Source organism: Photobacterium rosenbergii, assembly GCF_003026455.1.
Lineage (GTDB): Bacteria > Pseudomonadota > Gammaproteobacteria > Enterobacterales > Vibrionaceae > Photobacterium > Photobacterium rosenbergii.
Map to the genome: position 1 here is coordinate 1,350,459 of NZ_PYMB01000001.1, position 23,682 is coordinate 1,374,140.

18 protein-coding genes and 1 pseudogene are annotated in these 23,682 nt (G+C 44.5%); 11 read left to right on the forward strand and 8 right to left on the reverse strand.

The annotated features are described in order from the left end of the window. Window positions 1-377 precede the first annotated feature (377 nt). A complete protein-coding gene (locus tag C9J01_RS06345) occupies window positions 378-1,625 on the forward strand; it encodes a dipeptidase (protein ID WP_107297233.1) in 1,248 nt (415 codons plus the stop codon). Window positions 1,626-2,143: 518 nt separating this feature from the next. Continuing rightward, on the forward strand, window positions 2,144-2,956 hold the full coding sequence (locus tag C9J01_RS06350) for an enoyl-CoA hydratase/isomerase family protein (protein ID WP_107297234.1): 813 nt from the start codon (window positions 2,144-2,146) through the stop codon (window positions 2,954-2,956). A gap of 227 nt (window positions 2,957-3,183) precedes the next feature. Here the strand turns inward: C9J01_RS06350 and C9J01_RS30150 are convergent. Then, a pseudogene (locus C9J01_RS30150) lies at window positions 3,184-3,330 on the reverse strand (DapH/DapD/GlmU-related protein); the annotation flags it as partial. A 208-nt stretch (window positions 3,331-3,538) separates the two neighbouring features. Between C9J01_RS30150 and C9J01_RS06360 the strand changes: the two are divergent. Beyond that, window positions 3,539-4,279, forward strand: a complete 741-nt coding sequence (locus tag C9J01_RS06360) for a PAS domain-containing protein (protein WP_107297236.1) — start codon at window positions 3,539-3,541, stop codon at window positions 4,277-4,279. A 361-nt stretch (window positions 4,280-4,640) separates the two neighbouring features. After that, complete coding sequence (locus C9J01_RS06365; protein ID WP_107297237.1) at window positions 4,641-5,132, forward strand: VOC family protein; 492 nt, start codon at window positions 4,641-4,643, stop codon at window positions 5,130-5,132. Between the two features lie 77 nt (window positions 5,133-5,209). Here the strand turns inward: C9J01_RS06365 and C9J01_RS06370 are convergent, their stop codons facing one another. Further along, window positions 5,210-5,521: a hypothetical protein gene (locus C9J01_RS06370; protein WP_107297238.1), complete on the reverse strand. Its 312-nt coding sequence runs from the start codon at window positions 5,519-5,521 to the stop codon at window positions 5,210-5,212. A gap of 81 nt (window positions 5,522-5,602) precedes the next feature. Further along, complete coding sequence (locus C9J01_RS06375) at window positions 5,603-5,914, reverse strand: hypothetical protein (RefSeq protein ID WP_107297239.1); 312 nt, start codon at window positions 5,912-5,914, stop codon at window positions 5,603-5,605. A gap of 150 nt (window positions 5,915-6,064) precedes the next feature. Here C9J01_RS06375 and C9J01_RS06380 point away from each other — a divergent pair, with 150 nt between their 5' ends. Continuing rightward, window positions 6,065-6,634: a TetR/AcrR family transcriptional regulator gene (locus C9J01_RS06380; protein ID WP_107297240.1), complete on the forward strand. Its 570-nt coding sequence runs from the start codon at window positions 6,065-6,067 to the stop codon at window positions 6,632-6,634. A 52-nt stretch (window positions 6,635-6,686) separates the two neighbouring features. On the opposite strand, the gene C9J01_RS06385 is transcribed toward C9J01_RS06380, so the two are convergent. From C9J01_RS06385 to C9J01_RS06405, 5 genes are all read right to left on the reverse strand, one after another. Further along, window positions 6,687-8,057 (reverse strand): hypothetical protein, encoded by a 1,371-nt coding sequence (locus C9J01_RS06385; protein WP_237156885.1) that lies wholly within the window; start codon window positions 8,055-8,057, stop codon window positions 6,687-6,689. A gap of 144 nt (window positions 8,058-8,201) precedes the next feature. Further along, window positions 8,202-9,917: a sulfatase family protein gene (locus C9J01_RS06390; protein ID WP_107297241.1), complete on the reverse strand. Its 1,716-nt coding sequence runs from the start codon at window positions 9,915-9,917 to the stop codon at window positions 8,202-8,204. A 416-nt stretch (window positions 9,918-10,333) separates the two neighbouring features. After that, on the reverse strand, window positions 10,334-11,656 hold the full coding sequence (locus C9J01_RS06395; protein WP_107297242.1) for a hypothetical protein: 1,323 nt from the start codon (window positions 11,654-11,656) through the stop codon (window positions 10,334-10,336). A 199-nt stretch (window positions 11,657-11,855) separates the two neighbouring features. After that, entirely contained in the window at window positions 11,856-13,595 is a 1,740-nt protein-coding gene (locus tag C9J01_RS06400; RefSeq protein WP_107297243.1) for a sulfatase family protein, read from the reverse strand. Between the two features lie 462 nt (window positions 13,596-14,057). Next, window positions 14,058-15,032, reverse strand: coding sequence for a hypothetical protein (locus C9J01_RS06405; protein WP_146157064.1), 975 nt, complete (start codon window positions 15,030-15,032; stop codon window positions 14,058-14,060). A 588-nt stretch (window positions 15,033-15,620) separates the two neighbouring features. Here C9J01_RS06405 and C9J01_RS06410 point away from each other — a divergent pair. From C9J01_RS06410 to C9J01_RS06435, 6 genes are all read left to right on the forward strand, one after another. Beyond that, entirely contained in the window at window positions 15,621-15,962 is a 342-nt protein-coding gene (locus C9J01_RS06410; protein WP_107297245.1) for a hypothetical protein, read from the forward strand. A 43-nt stretch (window positions 15,963-16,005) separates the two neighbouring features. Beyond that, complete coding sequence (locus tag C9J01_RS06415) at window positions 16,006-17,472, forward strand: putative glycoside hydrolase (RefSeq protein WP_107297246.1); 1,467 nt, start codon at window positions 16,006-16,008, stop codon at window positions 17,470-17,472. A 70-nt stretch (window positions 17,473-17,542) separates the two neighbouring features. Continuing rightward, complete coding sequence (locus C9J01_RS06420) at window positions 17,543-18,958, forward strand: sulfatase-like hydrolase/transferase (RefSeq protein ID WP_107297247.1); 1,416 nt, start codon at window positions 17,543-17,545, stop codon at window positions 18,956-18,958. A 56-nt stretch (window positions 18,959-19,014) separates the two neighbouring features. After that, window positions 19,015-20,424: a sulfatase gene (locus C9J01_RS06425; protein ID WP_158264496.1), complete on the forward strand. Its 1,410-nt coding sequence runs from the start codon at window positions 19,015-19,017 to the stop codon at window positions 20,422-20,424. Between the two features lie 307 nt (window positions 20,425-20,731). Next, a complete protein-coding gene (locus C9J01_RS06430) occupies window positions 20,732-22,042 on the forward strand; it encodes an anaerobic sulfatase maturase (protein WP_107297249.1) in 1,311 nt (436 codons plus the stop codon). A 49-nt stretch (window positions 22,043-22,091) separates the two neighbouring features. Next, window positions 22,092-23,588: a sulfatase family protein gene (locus C9J01_RS06435; RefSeq protein WP_158264497.1), complete on the forward strand. Its 1,497-nt coding sequence runs from the start codon at window positions 22,092-22,094 to the stop codon at window positions 23,586-23,588. Window positions 23,589-23,682 lie beyond the last annotated feature (94 nt).

Genomic DNA, 23,682 nt, shown 5'->3' on the forward strand with positions numbered 1-23,682 from the left:
GGTTAATTACAAACTCTCACATGAAGCGAGTGGCGTGAATTGTACAGTTTTATTATTCCACTCCCGTTATCTTACACAGCATCATCAACGTTATGAGTTAGAGATATTGCTGGAATGCATCCTTGATTGTGACTCACATTAATATACAGAGAGAAAACATGAAAAAGTTATTGTCTATTATTGCTTTAGCAACATCAATAGGTGCATTTGCCTTCGATATCGGCCATGAGCATACTCTCACATGGAGCGAATGGCGTGAATTGTACAGTTTTATTTTTCCACTCCCGTTATCTTACACAACATCATCAACGTTATGAGTTAGAGATATTGCTGGAATTAATCCTTGATTGTGACTCACATTAATATACAGAGAAAACATGAAAAAGTTATTTTTTATTATTGCTTTAGCTACATCAATAGGTGCATTTGCCCACGATATCGGCCATGAGCATACACACGTTGAAGGAGGGTGGGACTCTGAAGCAGGCTTTGTTTCTAATACCGATCACACCGCGCACCTCTGGAATTCTCGAGGGAAATCTAAAGAGGAAATAGCACAGCGAGTTGCATTTCTTGCCGAAGCCTATGTTCCAAGTCGAACCCCTGAACAAGAGAAGCGTGCCGCTGAAGCAAAAGAAAAGTATGCAGAATATATTGCAATTAACTCTGTTATGCCTGCCGCTGTTGCCCCAGCTATGGCTATGGGCGTTGAGCATTTCCATAAAGGCCTGCGTGAAAACCATGAAGCTGGTATAACTCTTACCTCTGCTTCGGTTTACAACACCAAATCTATCTTTGGAGATACCTTACCCAGCATAATTAAGAATACGGATTTAGCATCGGATGAATTTGGGGCATTAAAGGTAAAAAGCGCAGAAGATATACGAGCGGCAAAAGAGTCTGGAAGACTTGCTGTTATGTACAATACCCAGGGAGCTGATTACGTCCTCGATGGGAATATGGAAGACAACATGAAGTGGTCTGCAGCTAACGGTATTCGAGTAATGAATACCACTTACAATAACGATAACGACTTAGCCGGTGGTGGTTCAAAAGGAACGTCAGGTCTTACTAAGAAGGGCTTGAAATTCGTCAAATACGCAAATGAGCAAGGTATTGTCTTGGATTGTTCACATGCCTCGAATCAAACCTGTATCGATACGGCTGAAGCCTCATCCAAGCCAATAGTTGCCTCCCACTCAAACGTTTATGAGCTGTATAATCACTCGCGCAATTTATCGGATAATGCAATTCTCGCGATTGGAAGAAAAGGCGGCGCTGTTTGTCCCACGGGGGCTGGAGGATTCTTAAGTGCAGATGGTTCAGCGACACCGGAAGTCTTTGCAGAGCATGTTGTATACGTTGCAAACTTAATTGGCAAAGACAAAGTCTGCTACTCAACCGATGCCGTTCATAATGTTATGGACTTTTATGAAATAGCTGTACCAAATACCGATGTATACCCACCTGAATTAGGTATGGCAGCTCCTATTGAAAACCTACACGCTAAACATATTTGGGATGTTGTTGCTGTACTGGAGGATAAATACAATTGGAACCATGATGAAATTGTTGGTTTTCTAGGCGAGAACCTAATGCGAGTTTACTCTGCCAATTGGAAATAAAGATTTCACATTATTCATAAAAGCATTGAGGAAAATATGGGCTATTGCATAGAAGTTTAAGCTGGCCACCACTATTCAATGTAGCTTGGCAGGGGAAGCTGGTTGCTTCCCCTGCCAAGCCTAAATCTCCAAAGCAGAGTCAAACTGACAATTCTAATAATTAGTCTTACCCGCTCTTCGCATTCTTACCCAGCACGAAGTAGTCTTGTCTTCATGTCTTTAAAGTGGCTCTAATGGCAACTTAAATGTAAGCCAATTTACTTCGAGTGCATATTGCTAACAAACTTTGGGGCAGAAATATTTTAGCCAGCTTGTGCTGAAGGCACTGCATATATTCCTATGGTTCACTCGAATTAGGCGATTTCTTCCTCAGCCTAATTTTATGACGGCGCAAAATGGTAAGAACTACACTCTCATACTTTTTATAGTGCACCCATCAACTACAAGTCATTCGTTTCTAACAACACCATCGCCACTGAACGGCAATTGGTGTCATTTATAACGCTGAGGAAGTAACCATGAAAACGCTATCGATCACTCACCAAAATGGCATTGCAAAAGTGGAAATCAGCAATCCGCCGGTAAACGTACTCACTATCGATTTGATCAATGAAATCAATGAATTTGTGCTTTCACTGAAAAATGACGGTGAGACAAAAATCGTCGTATTCGAATCACTGCACAATACATTTTTCCTGGCGCATCTAGATTTGAACGTTATCAACGGCACACAAGGTGGCCAGGCTGCTTCAATAGAGTTCAACCATATGATTGCTAATATCAAAGCGATGAAACAACTATCGGTTGCGGTCGTTGATGGCGTAGCTCGTGGCGGCGGCAATGAATTTGTGATGGCGTGTGATTTGGCTTACGGTACCGAGAACGCCGCTTTTGCTCAGCCTGAAATCCACGTCAACATTCCTACTGGTGGTCAGGGAGCGGTGCAATTTGCTCGGCGTATGGGGAAAAACAAAGCGCTTCAAGCATTACTGCTGGGCAATGACTTTACAGCACAACAAGCAGAGCAGTTGAACATCATCACCCAATTTGTACCAAAAGCTGAAATGGATACTTTCTTGGCGACAACGCTCGGGGTAATAAGCCAATTAGAATTGCGTGATATCGAGATGTACAAAGCGATTATCACCTCCTCTATCAAAGATGAAGAGGCAGGAGCTGAGCTAGAGTTGCGCTACTTCCTAGAGCGCGCCAAAGAACACAAAACCGCAGCTATTATCGATGCGTTCCTCACGCACGGTGGCCAAACAGAGCGTGAAGCAAAAGACATCCAAGGGATATTTGTCGATACTGCTGCACAGATGAATCAATAAAAACAGAGGCCAAGCCAGGCCTCTTATCTGGCTTGGCCCCTTAACGCCATAGAGATGTGCGAATTACTTAGCCACACTCTCAAAGAAGTATTTTCCCAACAGGCTAATTTCCCCACTGCATTGCAGGCCATAGCGCACTCGACATGTTCCAGCGAACAATACCACCACTTAATGTCTGATAGCGACTGAATAGGACGCTTCATCAAAGCGTTTTTTAATGAATGGTTATTACCGGCCACGATAGAATAAGGCTCAACGTTTTTGGTAATGACAGCCCTCGTACCGATCACGGCGCCGTCATCTATTTGAACCCCGTGCATGATCATTGCGTCGCTGCCAATCCAAACATCATTCCCGATGACAGTGTCCCCTGCCTCCTGTAGTCGACTTATAACTTCATTGACAAAACTTGGAAGCGTTCAGCAAGAAACTCTACTCAGATACGCGTCCTTGCAGAGCTTGAATAATTGGATAGACGTTATTCACCCTAAAGATGTGTAAATAGCAATTGGTTATTATAAATAACTTATTTATAATATAAGAAAGCAAAGAAAACGCAAAATACTGTCACTACACAAACTTATGAATATAACGGATCAACAATATCTATACACAGTAGGGCTAAGATATAAACATTGTTCAAACCCTTGTGCTGTTTATGATAAGCAGGGTAATTTTTTTGCGGTGAACAAAGCTTTCAAGAGCATCTTTGGTCTTGAAAATAAAGATATTATTGGCAAGTCCATTCTTAATCTAGAACATAATCTCGCAGAGCACGCTAATATAATCAGTAAACAAAACAGTATAGTAATGGAGAATAAGGCTCAGTTATTTTCATTACATATTATAAAGACAAATTTATCTTGCACAGCTTTTTACGTTTCAAAGCTGCCATTGATTAATGAACGTGGTGATGTCATTGGAATAGATGTCAATTTATACGAGTCTGGATTAATACATACTTTCTCAGCAAGCCTAAACGATACATTGAGTCAAAGTTTAAAAGATTTAAAAATTGCAAATAAAATAAATAGCCTTTTCACACCACTTCAAGAAACATATTCTTACTTTATTCTATGTGGATTTTCCAATGATTTCATTAGTAAAATTTTAAACAAATCAGTTAAAACAGTTGAAAACAATATTTCACGATTAATAGATAAGGCCCAAACGGTTTACTGTGGTAAAATATTTAACAGAAGAAGTTTCCGGGAATACATGATTAATAATAACATTACCAACTTGTCTCCAGCAGGAATAATGAGTTCAACAGTTCAAACGATATCAGTCTCTCCATTCCTTTTTGAAGAGAACGAAAAGTAAATTGATTACATTTTCATACCCTACAACCTTAACCAGTTGCAGGGTTAATAGCATTTAGCTAGAAGTTTCCAATTTTATATTTTGACGCCATAAAGGCCCCTCAAGTGCTTCAAGAATAACTGTCCAGTTTCCTCCTCATTTTTCAATTTTGGTTTACTTTCGGCCGGGAACTTTGTCGCCCAAATATCAAAAGCATCCGCTTTTGGGTCATAGCCTAGCAGAGCAAGCAGAAACTTATCCAAATAACATTAAATTATTAAAATTATAATTTTTGATAATTTTTGTTAATCAAGAGTTCCCCCTATACTTCTCTCCATCGAAGCGACACACGAAACAAATTAAAAAGTATTTGGAGAAAGTTATGAAGATGAATCACGTTGGTATCATGGTTGGCGACATGGACAAAGCAGTTGAGTTCTACACTAAAGCGCTAGGTCTTCGCGTTGTAATGAACAACACTAAAGTTATCGAAGAGCGTGAAACTGCAATCGGCCGTATGTGTATTGCCGTCTTCGGTGAAGGCTTCAAAGGCTTTAACATTGCGCACCTAGTAACGTCAGACGGTATCGGCGTTGAACTGTTCGAAATGAAAGAGCGCCAGGAACGTCATGAAGTCGATTTCTCTCGTTTGGGTATCTTCCACTTCTGTCTGCAAGTTGCTAAAGAGCAATTCCCACAGACAATCGCACGTATTGAAGAGCTTGGCGGTAAAGCTCGCATGGACATCATGCGTTACCACCCAGAAGACGAGACTAAGCAAGCACAAATGATCTACATGGAAGACCCGTTTGGTAATCTATTTGAGCTTTACTCGCACACTTACGAAGAAACTTACGCCTCTGATTACGAGTAATAGTTATCAGGTACCAAAAGAGCCCTGCAACCTTAACCAGTTGCAGGGCTCTTTTAGTTGAAATGAATAATCTGTATTTAGCGCGAGTGGCTACGGAAGACCGTGGTTGATGCCACTGACATATCCATATCATCCGAAGCAACAATATTGACCGAGCGACTTGCATTCAATGACAGCGGAATAAAGACACGACCACGTTCGTCAGTAGTAAAAGATGCGCCATTAAGCTGCGGTACATTCGTCACACTCACAATCAGCCCTGCTGCAGGTGAAGATTGGTCTGTTGCTTTGACATGGATGCCAGAGTTTGTATTGGCAGTATTAAGCTCAACAGCTGATGCTGACATTGACGCGACAAGTAGTGTTGAAAGTGCAATTGATTTAAGCATGTTGTATTCCTTCTTTAACCAGGTCGCCAATGGCAGCCTTTATTCTGTGTTATTAGATTCTGTGATGGACGTAACCAGTATTTAACGCGAGTGACTATGGAAAACCGTTGTTGACGCCACTGACATGTCCATATCATCCGAAGCAACAATATTGACCGAGCGGCTTGCATTGAGTGACAGCGGAATAAAGACACGACCACGCTCGTCAGTAGTAAAAGATGCGCCATTAAGCTGCGGTACATTCGTCACGCTCACAGTCAGCCCTGCTGCAGGTGAAGATTGGTCTGTTGCTTTGACATGGATGCCAGAGTTTGTATTGGAAGTATTAAGCTCAACAGCTGATGCTGACATTGACGCGACAAGTAATGTTGAAAGTGCAATTGACTTAAGCATGTTGTATTCCTTCTGTGACTGACCTTTTAATTTCGAAACTAAACTGTTTCGTTTTGTTGTTTTTAAATCTAGAATTGAATATTGAAGCTGTCAAGGGTATAAAACTAATTAGTTTCGTTTTTTTGTTTTCTGGTTTGGAGGTTGAAGAGTATGAGCCGTCAAGAAGAGAAAAAGCGCCGGGCGATTGAAGCTACGTTGGCGCTATGTGTGAAGCACAGTTACCACGGTACCAGCATGGATACCATCACGGCTGCAACAGGAATGTCCAAAGCAACGATTTACCGCCATTTTGGCTCTAAAGAAGCTTTGATTGCTGAAGCTCTGGCGCTTTACAGTGAGCAAACCATATCCCAGCTAACACAATTATTTCATGATCCAGACTTGTCACTGGAAGAGAAATTAACAGCACGCTTTACGACACTCGAGGCGCTGGTCGAAGCCTGTGATTTCAATGGCTGTATCTATCAGCAGGCATTTAACGAATACCGCCACGAAGATGAGCGCATTGCCGATGTGTGTGTTTCGTATAAACAAGAGCGAATTCGACTGGTCAGCGAGTTGTTACTTGCTCACGACATCAAACAAGCCAAAGAAAAGGCAACGCGGGCCGAATTGGTATTTAACGGCCTGCTAGCCTCACTGGAAATGGGGGCAGATCCCGGTTTATTGCCTCTGGCTAAACAAATGTATTTCGAGCAATTACAAATCAAGCTGACTTGATATCAGGCCTATAGCCCAGCTTATGCTGGGCCTTATTCCGGATAGCCCTAACTTAGTTATCAGGCGTAAAAGACTGGTACATATCAATGACATCCTGATAGTTGCCAGTTCGCTTGAGGTAAGTTTCGACCTGCTGGTTGATACTCGTTGCAAGGAAAGCACAGACAAACATTCCCTGATCAAGAGAGATCAACTTTGTCGACATCTTGCCCGTAGTATCTACGGCATCAAACCAGCCATAGGGTGACTCAATGTCAGGATGCTGCTGTTTGATTAATTTAAGCTGTTTTACTGCATCGGCTGGATTGACGATATAGGACAACGCTGTCGCATGGGGCGTGCCAGTATCACCACCGGCAATTGCCAAACTAAAACGCACCGCGGCTTCGGAAAGTTCAGGTACACCAAAGGCAGCATAACTGTCATCCGTTGTTGCAGCTGAAGAAACAAATGGAATGTTGTGTCGCTCAGAGTGGCATTGCTGCAGCGCCGTCATATCTTCGATAATTGAGTAATCCGGAATAAGCTGCTTTTCGTTGAGCCAGATAGCCGGCAACATACCTTGGAAATACGCCCCATCCCAAGTCAGCATAGGCTTGAATATCTGCTGGCTTGTTTCGAACGAGCCAGTATATAGCTCCATATTATTGAAAGCTGACTGAGGTACAGGGTGACTGGTGTCTTTGGTTATCAAATGTGCCCAAAGCGGGGCCAAGCGGCTTTCATTGGCTTTGCGGTCAATATAATACCCCAGTGGAGCACTGTCTTTTGCTGACCAACCGGCATACAAAAGATCCTTTTGGGGATCATAAAGTTGTTGCCAACCTGTCACTTGCCTTTGCAAAATATCACTGATTTTAGCGACAACATTAACCGCTAACTCATCGTCAGAATCAAGGTAAGCCCCAGATACTGCTGCCAGCGCGAAGGCCAAGTTGGCGTTGTCGACAGCAGGAATTATGCCCTCCTCCTGTGGCTGAAGTTGGCCTTCAACAATATCGTATGGCCAATAGAAAAGACCATTCCAGTTCGGAGCGCCTAGCAAGGCATCCAATGTCTCGTCGATCCTAACCAATGCGGCTTCATAACCGTTTATATGGGCTTCTGTCAGAATATTGAGGTACAAGCCAATTTCAGTGGTATTGACGTAATTTTGCGGATCAATATCAGAGCCTGTAACAAACAAGGTATCGTAAGGCACCTTTGCCTGCTCATCGACGCCGACTCCATCTAAAAAGAAGTCCAAATTGGTTTGCAGCTCTTGCTCAAAGCCCGGTGGATAGAATTGCCTGCGCAAAGCCAACTCGGTAACTTTTGCGCCTGAGGTACGAAGTAGGTGGGATGAAGTAGAAGCTCGGGTGTTTTGTGACATAGGGTAAAAATGCTGTGCAGGGTCAATCAGATATTGGCTTGAACATACCATAGGCTTCCCCTAACTCATCCAACCCAGTTTATGATTTGTGCCTATGCCAACAGTCCTTAAAAAAAAGCCCCTCATACATAGCGTATGAGGGGCGATTTCTATTAGACTAATCGGCTTTTCTACTTTTCCTGACTTTGCAGAAAATTAGAAGCCCAATTTTTCACGTTCTTGGCGGTTCATGAACGGATATGGTGCTTCGAAGTAATCTTCTGGTACATCATAACGCTCACGTGCATTCTCAAGCTCAGTCGTCATCATGGCACGTACTTCTGCGTACTCAGGATCTTCGTAAACATTGTTTACTTCGTTTGGATCCTTCACCAAATCGTACAATTCGAAGAAGCCTTTACCTTCATTCTGCGAGTAGAAGTCAATCAGCTTGTAGCGATCGCTGCGAACACCGTCATGGCGAGGTACGTTATGTGCACCTTCCATGTAGTAGTGGTAGTAAACCACTGGGCGCTCTTCTTGCCACTCGGCATCAGACGTCTGGCCCTTGAGCACTTTCAGGAATGACTTACCCTGCATCTCTTCTGGAGTTGGCAAACCCGCTGCATCTAGGAACGTTGGGCCAAAGTCCATATTCTGGATCATTGCCTGTGGACGTTGGTTAGGAGCGATCTGACCCGGCCAGCGGATCATAAATGGCATCTTGAAGCCTTCTTCGTACATGTAGCGCTTCTCAGCCCAACCATGCTCACCGATGAAGAAGCTCTGATCCGAGCTGTACACAACAATGGTGTTTTCTGCCAGACCACTTTCGTCTAGGTAATCAAGAATACGGCCAACGTTTTCATCGATAGTCATTACCGTACCCATGTAATCACGCATGAAACGCTGGTACATGTATTCTGTTCGGGCCACTTTAAGATCACGAGGAACGTTACCCCAACGACGCTTGTACATTGGGTCTTTCATCTTCTCCCAGTAATCGACATTGACGTCATCGTACGCTTCGTGGAACGCGGCTTTCTGCTCGTCTGTCAGGCGGTTCATCCACTGATCGAAGTGCCAGCGCTGATCACCGTCCATGCTCTTGATCCACTCTTCACGAACACGGGCTTTCTCAGGCGTAGTAGGTGCAGGTGGGAAGGCATTGATACCTACCGGCGTCATACCGTATAGCTGCATCCACGCATTTTCAGCGTGCTCGCCACGGGTCTTGTAGTCGTCGAACAACGTATCAGGGATCGGGAAATTATGATCCATGAAGGTTGCCATATGGCGCGGTGGCGGACGTCGAGGTGTATGTGGCGCTTTGTACTGAACTTTCAGCAAGAACGGCTTATCTTCATCCCAAGACTCTTCAAGCCAATCCAGAGACATATCCGTGATCAAGTCTGTCGAGTAACCTTCAATAACGCGGGTTTTACCGTCCTGATCAATAAACTCCGGATTGTAGTAAGTACCCTGACCACCAGCACCATTCAGTACTAGAGAGTAACCAAACTCATTAACCGGTGTCGGGTGCATGTGCCACTTACCGATCAGGGCAGTATCATAACCACTTTCTTCCAAAAGTTTAGGGAAGATAACCTGATTCGGGTTCCAGCGAGAGGTATTATCAAGCACGCCATTCTTGTGAGAATGCTTACCAGACATAACCGATGCGCGGCTTGGCTGGCAGATAGAGTTGGTAACGAAAGCGCGTTCGAAAATTGCCCCTTCATTGGCAATACGATCAATGTTCGGCGTTTGACCTAAAGTCGGGTTGTATGCACTGATAGCCTGGTTGGCATGGTCATCAGAAAAAATAAATAGAATGTTTGGTCTTTCTTGCTCGGCTGCAACACTGGTCATTGCAGACGATGCTAATAATAAGCCAATCCCCTTCGAAAGGGTTGAGCGTTTAATATTCATATTGTCCTTGCCTAATATAAGATTAAACAACTTGATATCACCAAGCTATTTTTTACTTTACGCATAGCGATAAAACAACGGTAAGTGCTTTTCCATGCACAGACGACTCAGTAAAATAACAGGCCAAACTGACAAGTTAATCGCATCGAGTGAATCATGTCCTTTTCACAACACAAAATATAAACGTTTCGACTAATCACGTCAATTAAACAGACTTAAAGTGTGATCAGGGTTAAGTACTACTAATATCAACACCCGTTACCTGTAATAAATTGTTTATGGCTGTTAACCAGTAATAAAAAAAGCTGTCGAAATTAATATTGCTTAAATAAAAAAGCTCCCAACTATAAAGCTGGGAGCAAACAACAATGATGCAAATTGTGAAAATTACCCTAAGAAACAGCTAAATACTTTAACTACTCAAAGTAGTTGTTGTATTTATTGAAGAACTCCATACCCAAGTGTTCAGGCATTGCTGCAATCCCGAACAAAAACGTTGAGAAATCAACACCTTCAATAAATTCAGCCTTCCATTCCGGCTGATCATGACTATAGCGCCACAAAATTTCATACCCACCATCAAGCTCGTGTTTAGCATTAATAGTGTTATCACGATAAGTCGAAATCAAATCAGCTTTCGCCCTATCATTAAATGGAATATAACCAGCAAGAATATGAGGAGAAACAACTAGGTTATGGTTAAACTGGCGATCGCCTTCGAAATGGAAACGGTCAACACAGTAACCATTCGGACATGAACCAGCGCCACTCCCCCACTCGTATTCTTTTAATTCAACACCTTCAACATCGACATCTCGCCAGAAAGCGAAATCTGCTTTAGCTGAATTTTCAAGCGCAGTAACAAACTCTGGATGATTAGAGAAGTCATGCATCAAGTAATTATTAAACAAGAAATTAAATTGCGAAGTAAACCATGTTTTACCTTCTGAAAGTACTGGAATACCATTATATTCAGCAACCGGTAAGTATTTGGTTGATGCATACCAAATATCCCAGAACTTCTTCGCATCACTGCCATTAATCGCGTTGTCTAAATCTTTCGCTTGTTGGTTTGCAATACCTGCTACCAGCATATATTCATTGAATGCTTTAGTACGGTGCGGCTTAAACGTACCGTCGGTATGCTGGGCCAGGTAAATGCGGCCAGTGCGGACATCGGCAATATACTGGGTTAAATCTGTATTGCGGTACAAGAAATCGGCAAGTTCTGCAATTTCCTTGTTTTCGCTGAAGTAGTTCTTAACGAACAAAGCACCATAAATCATGATGGCACTGTCAACCGGGCTCCAGTCATCCCCAACCGCTTCACCGGTTTGCGTATTGTAGAAATGAATAAAGGTGTTAGTTGCATTCTGCGGAACCGTGAAGTTCGGATCACGACCTGCAAGCTTGCGCAGTGTTATCAACGCCAGCTCTTCTGCTTCTGGTTCCCAACCGTTGGCATGACCGATGGTTAATGCGACCAAGCCCATACCAGAGTTGGCGATAGAACCGACGTAACTACGGTCACCATTGAGGAATAGCTTATCTTCATAGGTACCATTCTCGTTTCGCAGTTGTTGCCAGTAGGCATAGCCACCACGATAAAGGCTATCAATGATCTCTTGATCGCTTTTCACTGATTCGCTGATGACCGTTTCATTCGCTGCCGTTTCAGCGAAAGCCATGCCTGGCAGTAACATAGTACCAATCAGCAGCGCAGCTAACTTCTTTTTCATTTCTATTCCTTCAACTTAAAAAGGGATACGCTAAAGTAATCTCTGACTTCAAATATAAACGTTTCGACTAACTATTCAAATCAAACCGAGATAGAGTGTGCGATAGGTCACGCGAATTAATTGTTGCAGTTTGTAAATTTAAAAAGGCTTGCCACAGCACCCATGGCAAGCCTTATTTAAACACTTTAAAAACAACAATTTAGTTCTTGATTAGGCCCAATTCCCGGCGTTCCTTGCGGTTCATATATACATATGGCACTTCAAACACATCGTCAGAAACCTCGTATTTATTTCGAGCTTCTTTCAACTGGCCATGCATCATTTCGCGAACGTCTGCGTAATTAGGATCGGCGTAGACATTATTGACCTCAAAAGGATCTTTCTCCAGATCGTAAAGCTCGAATTCCCCTTTGCCGCCGTTCTGCGAATAGAAGTCAATAAGCTTGTATCGCTCTGTTCTGACACCATCATGTCTTGGTACGTTATGGGCACCATGCATGTAGTAGTGGTAGTACACTGCAGGACGTTCTTTATGCCATTGCTCATCAGACACTTTACCTTCTAGCAAATCTTTGAATGATTTACCTTGCATCTCCTCTGGGATAGCGACACCCGCAGAGTCAAGGAATGTAGGCGCGAAGTCGATATTTTGAATCATAGCGTCCGGACGCAGCCCTGCTTCAATATGCCCTGGCCAGCGGATCAGGAACGGCATTTTCATCCCTTCCTCGTACATATAGCGCTTTTCAGCCCAACCGTGCTCACCAATGAAGAAGCTTTGATCCGAGCTGTAAACCACAATGGTGTTATCAGCGATGCCCGCTTCATCAATGTAATCCAGTACGCGGCCGACGTTCTCGTCAATGCCCAATACTGTTGCAGCGTAATCACGCATGAAGCGCTGGTACATGTAACTTAGACGGTGCGCTTTTTGCTCCGTCGTCAGGTTGCCTCTCTGCCGAGCGTACTTAGGATCTTTTTGCATCTCCCAGTATTGAACATTAATATCATCGTAAGCCGCGTGCCATGCATCACGCTGCTCCTGATTCATTCGATTCATCCACTCTTCATGCTTCTGACGCTCACGCTGGTTCATACTCGCCAACCACTCTTCACGCACCTGCTTTCGCTCTGGCGTAGTCGCTGCAGGTGGGAAAGCATTGATACCAACCGGTCCCATGCCGTAAAGCTGCATCCAAGCACGCTGGGCATGATCACCACGGGTGCTGTAATCGTCATGCAGGGTTGCAGGCTCAGGGAAAACATGATCTTTAAACGTGGTGAGGTGTCTCAGCGCAGGTCGGCGCGGCGTATGTGGCGCCTTGTACTGGATTTTGACCAAGAATGGTTTATCAGAGTCTGCTTGTTGCTTCATCCAATCCAGCGACATGTCAGTAATAACATCTGCCGAGTACCCTTCCACAACCGTTTTTTTGCCCTTCTGATCGACAAACTCAGGCTGGTAGTACGTGCCCTGACGGCCAGATCCGCTAAGAACGATGGAATAACCAAACTCATTCACAGGGGTTGGCCTCATGTGCCATTTACCAATCAAAGCTGTCTCGTAACCGGCTTGCTCTAACAACTTAGGAAAAGCAACCTGATTGGGGTTCCAGCGTGCTGTGTTATCAGTCACTCCGTTCTTGTGCGAATGTTTCCCCGTCATTACCGATGCGCGGCTAGGCTGACAAATAGAGTTACCGACAAAGGTGTTGTCAAAGATCGCCCCTTCATTGGCAATACGGTCGATATTCGGCGTTTTTACCAGATCAGAGCCATAGGCACTAATTGCGCGGTTGGCATGGTCGTCAGAGAAGATAAAGACAATATTTGGCTGCTCTGTCGAAACAGGTGCAGCTTCGACAGTTTCAGGCATGGCAACATTAGCTGCCATCAGCACCGCCATCCCCTTAACTAATTTAGAGTATTTGAAATCCATAGGAAGAAGAAAACCTTTTATTTATCATGAACTAACATCAGGCATTGACGTCCAGCAAAGATTTCCCGGTCAACCATTGGCTAAGGACAACAATCAATGTATGCGTGATGAGTGAACACTTGCAATATAAACGTTTCAACAGCCTCATTCAAACCACGATTTCATTTTTGTGAAGCACATAAAACTATGTAATCAAGACAAAAAAGGAAACAAGCAGTTAGAGGGAGAAAAAATCCAGTTAAATTGCGAAGTACGCAAATAGAGAGTGAGTGTCAGAAACAATTAGAAATGTATTTTACGAGCAAAGATCAACTCGTGACAATATTGCAAAGTTTAAAAGCCAATAATATTGGACAAGTAAAATATCGCTATTTCAATGTGAGGTCATAACAAGGATTTATAATTCACGCTTATAATAGATATAAATAAAAAGGAGGTTTCCCTCCTTTTTATTATTTAAAATTAGATAGTAATATTTAGACCGACACGAACTTGCATTTCTTGCTTGTCGCCACCACTGTAGTCAGGTGCGTGAGCCGGTGAATGGCGTTGGTTATCACCGTATTGGAAGTTTGCAACTACACGTAAGTTATTATTTATTCGCTTGTTGTTATTGACGTTTACCCTAACATAGTCGTAACCATTCCAGTACCTACCACTTTCTTCACGGCCAATAACGGTATTGAGTTCTGTGGTAATTCCATAGTAGTGGTTGAAACGCACAAACGGCTTCACATTGTAGTTTTTACGACGGAATTCATAGTCAGAATTGTCGGTTGTACCGTTGTATGACAGGCTAGCACCATAGTTGATTTGACGACTCTGGCGATATACATAGTTCACATCTGCAGAGTAGGCTTGCCAGTTGTCATTATCTCTATTTTCCGTTCTGTCATAGCGTTCACGCCACTTAAACTGGTAATCAGCAGTGGTTGAGATAAAGTGCTGGCCATAGGTTAACTGTACACCAGGCTTTAGCTTAAGCTCTTGGGTGGCAGTGCCTTGTGCCTCTACTTGACGGATGTATACAGGTTCGGCAAACCAACTAAAACGAGGGCTTACCCACTGCTCATAGCGAGGAGCGAGAGTAAAACTCACACGTCCGTCATTGCTATAACCATTCGCACCTTTAACATCTACCCAAGATTCAGATAATACGTGGCGGAATCTGAAGTTTTCATTAATTCGGGTAGAACCATCTAAATATACAAGTCGATACGAAGAGCGTTTAGGTGCATTATCAAAAACAGTCTCGTTATAAACTAGACCGGTAAAAAAGTTTGTTCTTCTCTGGTTTGGACTTGAATCTGAACGAACCTGAATTGTATCGACGTCACCGTCCATATCAATCTGGAATGAACTAGAATCCGGTTGGGAAGCCATCGCGCCACCAGAAAGCATTATTGTCCCTATGCTTAACATCAATTTTTTATTCATTGTAACCCTGCTCTCACGTATCGGATAAATTATAACTCGCTTTAATTTCGTAATAGATGACTGGGGAGTGGTAATAAGTAACAAAAAATATCTTAATCTGGCAGTCATCGATTTGATACGCACAAAGATAAACGTTTCGACTAAGAAGTCAAAGAAAGCACTTATTTGCTAAACTAATATATAAACCCTTGGTTTGATTGAGATATTCATAAAAAACATGAATTTTCATATTAATTCTAATTTTTCACAATATGAACCAAATCACATGCAATATCTTGCATTTATTTAATTTACACTTAAAAATCAATAGCTTATAGCATGTTAATTTTTAATGTATTTGTACGCAATTTGACACTTACCCTTAACAACCCATTAAAAGCAAACCACCGCTTTCAAGTTAAATAAACCATCTTTAATTGATAGAAATAAGGCTTTAATTAGCGTCAGGTCACAAAATTAATTAAAAACCACCATAAATTTTTCTTGTTGAGGGGCTGATGATTGAACCGTTTAAATAACTTATGTATGTTTCACTCAACATTTAATTGAAACGTTTTTATGAAACAGGTCTTCTTGGAGATTCCCGCTATGAAAAAAATGATTGCTACCTGCTCTACTGCACTGCTAATGCTTATTTCAAGCCAGGCCCTTGCTTACAATGACCTATCTCCAAGAGATCAAAAGCGTATCTCTACCGAAGTCCACGAGATGCAAGTGTTCTTGGAGCTTAGCCAAGGTGATGCAGACAAAATCAAACAGCTAAAGGCTGATATGGCAAAAGCTAATGTCAAGCTAATCCAAGAGCACGGACGTGGTACTGATGCTTTCCGCGAAGCACGTAAGCCATATTGGAGGACTTACCAGTCAGGTTTGCACGACGTCATCAGCCGCGAAGACCTTCGTCGCTTCAATGCCTCCAAGAAAGGCTAAACCTGATTAGATTCCCCAAAGATTTACATAAAGGTTCCCTACAATGACTTATAAGAAATCCTCTCTAGCTTTATTGATTGCATCTACCGTCGCTTTGACAGGTTGTTTGGATGATAACTACGACTACAGCAGTGGTGGTGGCGGCAACTCTGGCACTGGTAGTAATAAACTGACAGCGCAAGTACCGCTATATCATGATGACCCTAAAACCCATACCAGCCCATATATTATGACAGCAGTTGATGTTAACGGTATGGAAGGTGATGTTGATGGCCAAGAGAATGCCTCGCTAGAAAACATCCAAGTCACTGGTAACTTCTTGGATGTAGAACCTCTGACTGTTGAAATCAGCGAAGATAAAGCATCGTTAATCTTTAAAGCTAACAAAGAATATGACATCACTGCAGCTAACAACAGTGCAGATGATCAAGGCGGTACTGTTCAGTTCTATGTTGAAACTAGCCACTATGAGATTGGTGAAGGCCCAGAGCGCAACAAAGTAATGCTAACCATGGGGAATGGCGAGCAAAGTTATGGCATCGATATTTCAAGTGCTATGGCGGCAGCTGCGGTAACTGAAACAGGTACAGCTCAGTGGATCCGCGTACCTATGAGTTGCTTCATTGATCAAGGCCTTGATCTTACAACCGTTGACCACGCAATGGGTATAGAGAGCGAAGGCGCGATTGAGTATAAGATCAGCCAAGCACGTTTGGCTTCTAACTCAGTTCCTGAGGTCATTGGTACCAACAATATTCAAGGTTGTTTGAATAATAATAACAGTGAAATCTTAACTGATAACATTACCGTTCTTAATAGAGATACTCGTACAGATGGTAACTGGGTTATCCAGGGTAAAACAGATGATGTTCGCATAATGCGTGGAACCTCAATTCAGCCAAACCCAGGCAGTTGGGAAAATGGTGGCAGTCATGAGGGAGCGATTCGATTCCGTGGAATTGAATATGACGAAAAATTTGATACCAAACGTCGCAGCACATTAACCTTTGTCATTGATGGTGAGCTTGGTGATATGAACCAGCCACGACTTGATATGAGCCATTATTACGATAAAGGTGAACTACAAATGGCGTTCTTCATTCCAGGAGGGACACCTATCCCAAGTGGAGACCTTAAGCTCGTCGTTTCAATGGATTCCCCTTCTGTTAATACTGGCGGTGAACCAACTCCTGGACTCCCAGCTGGCGGCTACGGTAACTCTGAAACGGTTAGCTACAACTTGACAGAAGCTGGTGTGACTGATGCAACTGTGCATCATGTAAGTATTCCACTACGCGAACTATTCACTAAAACTAACGCCAATACCGGTGCTGAAACTGTTTCACTCAACGCATTACAATACGTTGAAAAAATCGTAACTCACATTGAGCAGACTGATGCTAATGGCGATGCTGACTTCTCTAATCTTGCAGGCTTCAAGTACGGACTTGCTGACATCAAAATTGTCATGAACCCATCCGATGATGAACCTGCTCCAGTCGCGAAATAACAACAAACAATAATCACCAACGGCCATTCCCAAATGGCCGTTTTCTCATTTCGGTTAGGAAACCAATAACATGAACTCAGCTCTGAAAAAGCATGGGATCACGCTTGCTGTGGCAGCTGCTCTCAGTGGTCCGGCTTTAGCACAAGAAGCACCTACTACCCCACAACAACCCAACGTACTGTTTATATTTGTCGACGACATCGGTTATGCCGACATGGGCTTTCAGAACCAAAGCCAAGATATTGTGACGCCACATATGGACAAAATTGCCGCTGAAGGTGCGATTTTTTCCGCTGGTTATGTCACGGCTTCTGTCTGCGGGCCATCACGTGCAGGCTTATTGACCGGCCGCTACCAGCAACGCTACGGCTACCATGACAACACGGCACCATTTATCAAAGAGCCTGGCATTGTTCAGGGCCTCGACCTGAATGCCAAAACTATCGGTAACTATTTCCAAGACGCAGGCTATGTCACTGGTTTTATCGGCAAGTCTCATGATGGCGATGCCAAGGAATACTGGCCGCATAACCGTGGCTGGGACGAGTTCTACGGCTTTAACAATGGTGCCGCCGATTATTTTGTCAGTGGTTTTAATAACATGAATGCCGAAGAGAGAGCCTATTCCTCCATTCACCGAAACGATGAACTGGTCGAAGACTTTGACGGCTACCTAACGGATATCTTCGGCAATGAAGCGGTTGAGTTTATTGACCGCCACCATGACAAACCATTCTTCCTTTATGTGCCTCTTAATGCCTCCCACGGCCCAATGCAGGCAAAAGAAGAAGACTTGGAAAAATTTGCCTATATCGACGACGAACTGCGCCGCAAGATGGTCGCCATGACATACAACATGGACCTCAATATCGGCAAGATGGTCGACAAGCTCGAAGAACATGACCTGATGGACAACACCATGATCATCTTCATGTCGGACAATGGCGGTAAACCAAACGGCAACGGCTCGTTCAATACCCCACTAAACGGTGCGAAGAACACCTATTGGGAAGGGGGTATCCGAGTACCGACAACTATCACCTGGCGTGGCACTATTCCGGCTAAGCAAGTGATTGACACTCCGATGATTTCCCTTGATATCTTGCCAACTACCCTGGCTATGGCCGGTATTGAACAACAAGAAGAGTGGCAACTGGAAGGTGAGAACTTACTGCCGTTGCTAACCGGCGAAGTGACCGAAATGGATGATCGCTTCCTGTATTGGAAAACCATCAACAAGAGCGCCATTCGTGATAACGACTGGAAGCTGGTGATCCATAACACGCTGGTGAAACACCCGAAACCTGGGCTGTACAAAATTTCTGAAGATATCAGCGAAAGCAATGATCTTGCAGCCAAGCATCCGGAGCAAGTCGAGCGTCTGCTAGCTGCCTTCGAACGCTGGGACGCCGACAACCAAGAAGCTAAGTGGGGCTGGAACCGCAACCTGTTCCCACATGCCAATGGCTGGCGTGGCCGCAACTAGTTCTCCGAACCTTAAAATTAAAATGAATAACGTGGATATTCACTATGAAACACATAATGAAAAAAACCGCTCTTAGCATGACCGTTCTCGCAGCGCTGGGCAGTGGCGCTGCCGTGCAGGCTGAAACTCCTTCACAACCAAATGTGGTGATCCTTTTTGCCGATGATCTTGGTTATGCCGATGTGGGTTATCACAACTCGAGCCAAGATGTCGAAACTCCGAACATGGACCGCCTTGCCGCTAGTGGCGCAGCATTAACAGCAGGCTATGTTACCGCGCCGGTCTGTGGGCCATCTCGTGCAGGATTAACCTCTGGCCGTTACCAACAGCGCTTTGGTTTCCACAACAACACTGGGCCATTTGTCCGTGAAGAAGGGATCGTTCAGGGCACGCCAGATGAAATGCTGAACAATAACTTTGGTTACTACTTCCAGCAGGCTGGTTATGTCACCGGTATGGTCGGCAAGCACCATGACGGCAAACAACGTAAATTCTGGCCCCACCACCGTGGTTTCGACGAGTTCTATGGCTTCAACAATGGTGCAGCTAACTACTTTGTAGGCCCACAGAACCAAGAGACAGCAGCACGCAAGCCGTTCTCTGTGATGTACCGCAATGACAAAGTCGACGATAACTTCGATGAGTACCTGACTGACCGCTTCGGCTCTGAAGCCATCAGCTTCATCGAACGCCATAAAGACTCGCCGTTCTTCTTGTATGTTCCGTTCAATGGTGTTCATGGCCCGCTTCAAGCAACAGAAGAAGATCTTAAGCGATACGAGCATATCGAGGATGAAAAGCGTCGCAAGCTGTTGGCAATGAATTACAATGTCGACCGCAATATTGGCCGTATTCTCGATACGCTGGAAGAAAATGACCTAACTGAAAATACCATTGTTTTCTTCCTGTCGGACAATGGCGGTAAGCCAAAAGGCAATGCATCTTACAACCTGCCACTTCGCGCCCAGAAAGGCACCTTGTGGGATGGCGGGATCCGGATTCCGTTTGCTGTTTCTTGGCCGGGCACTATCCCTGCAGGACAGACTATCGAAGATCCAATCATTTCACTGGATATCCTGCCGACGATGGCGGCTGCAGCTAATATCGAGGTTCAGGCAGAGTGGCAACTTGATGGTGTTAACCTACTGCCGCTACTAACTGGCGAAGAGAAAGAGCTAGAAAACCGCTTCCTGTTCTGGAATACCAGCATGGCCGGCGCTATCCGTGACCACGACTGGAAATTGGTGATGCCAAATATCCGCAATAAACGTCCTCGCGTGCAGCTGTTCAATATCAGCAACGATATCTCCGAGTCGAAAGACTTGGCCAAAGAGCACCCAGAGCAAGTGAAACGCCTACAAGAGGCATGGAATGCTTGGGATGCCCAGAACGAAGATGCGATGTGGGGTTGGAACCGCAATATGTTCCCTGTCGAAACAAACTGGCGAAATCTAGATAGCCTTTAATCGATACCCAATCCACCAAAGACAAAGACAGCGCAATGCGCTGTCTTTTTTTACCCGGTTTTATCATTTCGACTACATTCTAGATTCAGCTCACATTCCCAGGGATGTAAACCACGCAAAATTTGTGGCTCGATAGGCTTTGCGGTAATCTCAAACCAATTCGAAACGTTTATACAGAATAATAAATAAACGCTCTCAACTGGTAGTCAAATCATAGGTTGATGTTTCGCGTTCTAACCCTTGAAAAGATGCTAAGGCACGTTCTGGGTAAACCCTAAACCTATGCAAATAACGTGAAAGGTAAGCAATGTCTACATTCAAACAATGCCATGTCATGGCGAAACCAAGCAGCTCAGTTTGTAACCTTGACTGCACCTACTGCTTTTACCTTGAGAAAGAAAACCTTTACCCTGAGCGAAAAAGCCGCTGGCAGATGTCAGAAGAGACGCTCGAGGCTTATGTTAAGCAATATATCGATGCAAACAGCGGTAGCGAAAGCATTGAGTTTTCATGGCAAGGCGGTGAGCCAACCCTAATGGGGCTCGACTTCTTCCGCAAGGCAGTGGAATTTCAGCACAAATACCAGCAGAACCACCGCATTACTAATGCCTTCCAAACCAACGGTTTGTTGATTGATGATGAATGGTGTGAGTTCTTCAAACAGAACAACTTCCTTATTGGTATTTCCATTGACGGTCCAGCCCGCCTACACGACCACTTCCGTGTAACACGTGCTGGCAAGGCTAGCCACGAAAAAGTCATGGCGGCCATCAGCAAGATGAAAAAACACGGTGTCGATTTCAACACCTTGACCGTACTCAACAGTGAAAACGTCAAATATCCTGAAGAGGTTTACGACTTCCTGATCGGAATCGGTTCGACCTTCTTGCAGTTCATCCCAATCGTAGAGCGTGAAGCGAAGCAAGAAACCGAAGAAGGACTTTTCCTAGTCAGCCCTGAATACCAGGCCGAAGCAGACGTAACCGAGTGGTCAGTCCCTTCCCTAGCCTACGGCGAGTTCCTCAACCGTGTCTTCGACCGCTGGGTCAAGAAAGATGTCGGTCGTATCTTCGTTAATACCATTGATTCGACATTGGCAACATGGTGCAACGAGCCTTCCGGTATCTGTGTCCAGTCTGAAACCTGTGGCCATGCCTTTATTCTGGAATCAAACGGTGACATGTATAACTGTGACCACTTTGTTTACCCGGAGCACAAGCTAGGGAATATTCACAGCGACCCTATCCGCGATCTGAACCAGACCGACAAAGCAGTTAAGTTCGGTATGGATAAGAAAGACAAGCTCACCCTGCAATGCCGCCGTTGCCCTTACCGCATGCAATGCCATGGTGGTTGTCCTAAGCACCGCTTTGCCCGCTCAGAAGCTGGTCAGGAAGGCCATAGCTACTTCTGTGCCGGATACTATGCCTTCTTCAAACATACCGAGACTAAGATGAAGCAGATGCGCGACCTACTAATGCGCGGCCGCCCCGCTTCGGACATTATCTATCTCGACCTGCAGAAGAAGATGGTGGCAAACACCTTTACCGGTGGCCGTAACTCCCCTTGCCCATGCGGTAGCGGAAAGAAAGTTAAACGTTGCTGCCAGATTGTGTAAGTCGGTAATCACTCACTCATAAACGAGCCTGTATTCAATGAAGTTAAACATGCAAGGAAAAAAGAAACGGACCTCATTAGCTTTTGCGATTGCAGGCTTGATTTACTCTGGCCATAGCCTGGCAGGCCAACAGGTTGAACCGCCACGCGATAACCTGGACAGCCAGCCGAACGTCATCGTGATTTACACCGATGATCAAGGCTGGGGCGATGTGGGTTACCACGGCTTCGATGATATCCATACCCCGAATATTGACGCGCTAGCTGCCGGAGGTGTCTACTTTCCCCAGGCATATGTCAGCGCCTCTGTGTGTGGTCCATCGCGTGCCGGGTTGTTGACCGGCGTCTACCAGCAGCGTTTCGGGGTATATGGTAACTTTGCCCAAAACCATGTGCCAAGAAGCCAGCCTCTGATGATGGAAATGATGCAGGATCTTGGCTACACCACTGGCGTCATTGGCAAATGGCACATGGGTGAGCCTACCGGCAGACCGAATGAGCGCGGGGCGGACTTCTTCTATGGTTTCCATGGCGGTTCGCACAACTATATGCTTTCTGATGCCGAGGAAGGGGGCAAGCCGTGGCTGTCCCCTCTTTACCGCAACACCGAAACAGAGCCGCCGATCCAAGAAAGTAACGGCTACTTGACCGAGTTATTTACCGACGAAGCTGTTACCTTTATTGAAAACAATGCTGACAAACCTTTCTTCCTCCATGTCGCCCATTTTGCCGTCCACCATCCATGGCAAGTACCTGACGGATATATCGAGCGACTGGACCATCTCGATGTTCATCATGAAGAGCGGCGTTTCTTTGCTGCCCAAACATTAGTATTAGATGATGGCATTGGCGCTATCATGGATACGCTGAAATCCCACCAGCTTGAAAAAGACACGCTGGTCTTTTTCATGAGTGATAACGGCACGCCTTCCGGACAAGGTTTTGAAGAACCCCGCAAGAAAAAGCGGGGGGAAACAACTATGTCCAGTCCGGGGCCATTTAATGGTTTCAAAGGGGATACGTATGAAGGCGGAATAAGGGTTCCATTTATTATTCATTACCCAGCACAAATAAAAGCAGGAATGAAATATGAACCTATGGTTAGCGCATTAGATATATTTCCGACCATTGCAGCCCGTTTTGGTATTAATAAAATAGAAGCAACCACTGACGCTGAAGCCATCCCCTTTGATGGTGTTGATCTTTTCCCTTATTTATTAGGGGAAAAAGATGGAGAGCCTCATCAAACTCTGTACTGGCGCAGGGATAACGACTACGCAATCCGTGATGGCCACTGGAAGCTAGCAGTCAATGATGACAATGGGCCACGCACCATCCGCCTGTTTGATATGGAAAACGACCCGGGTGAATGGCACGACCTAGCTAACGACAAGCCCGATATTGCCCAAGCTTTAAAAGATAAGTTTGATGCTTGGGAAGCAACGCTGCCTATTAATAAACTCAGTGAGAAACCAACCAACCGAAATATTGGTTTTATCGGTGGCAAAAGAATAAACGTAAAAGAGTTTAATCAACAAATGAAATAATAACTCGATACCCTGCCGCTTAATGGATTGTTAGCGGCATCCAACAATATTAAATATCTAATAACCACCCGATAAGGTTTGTGGGAGCCTGTTC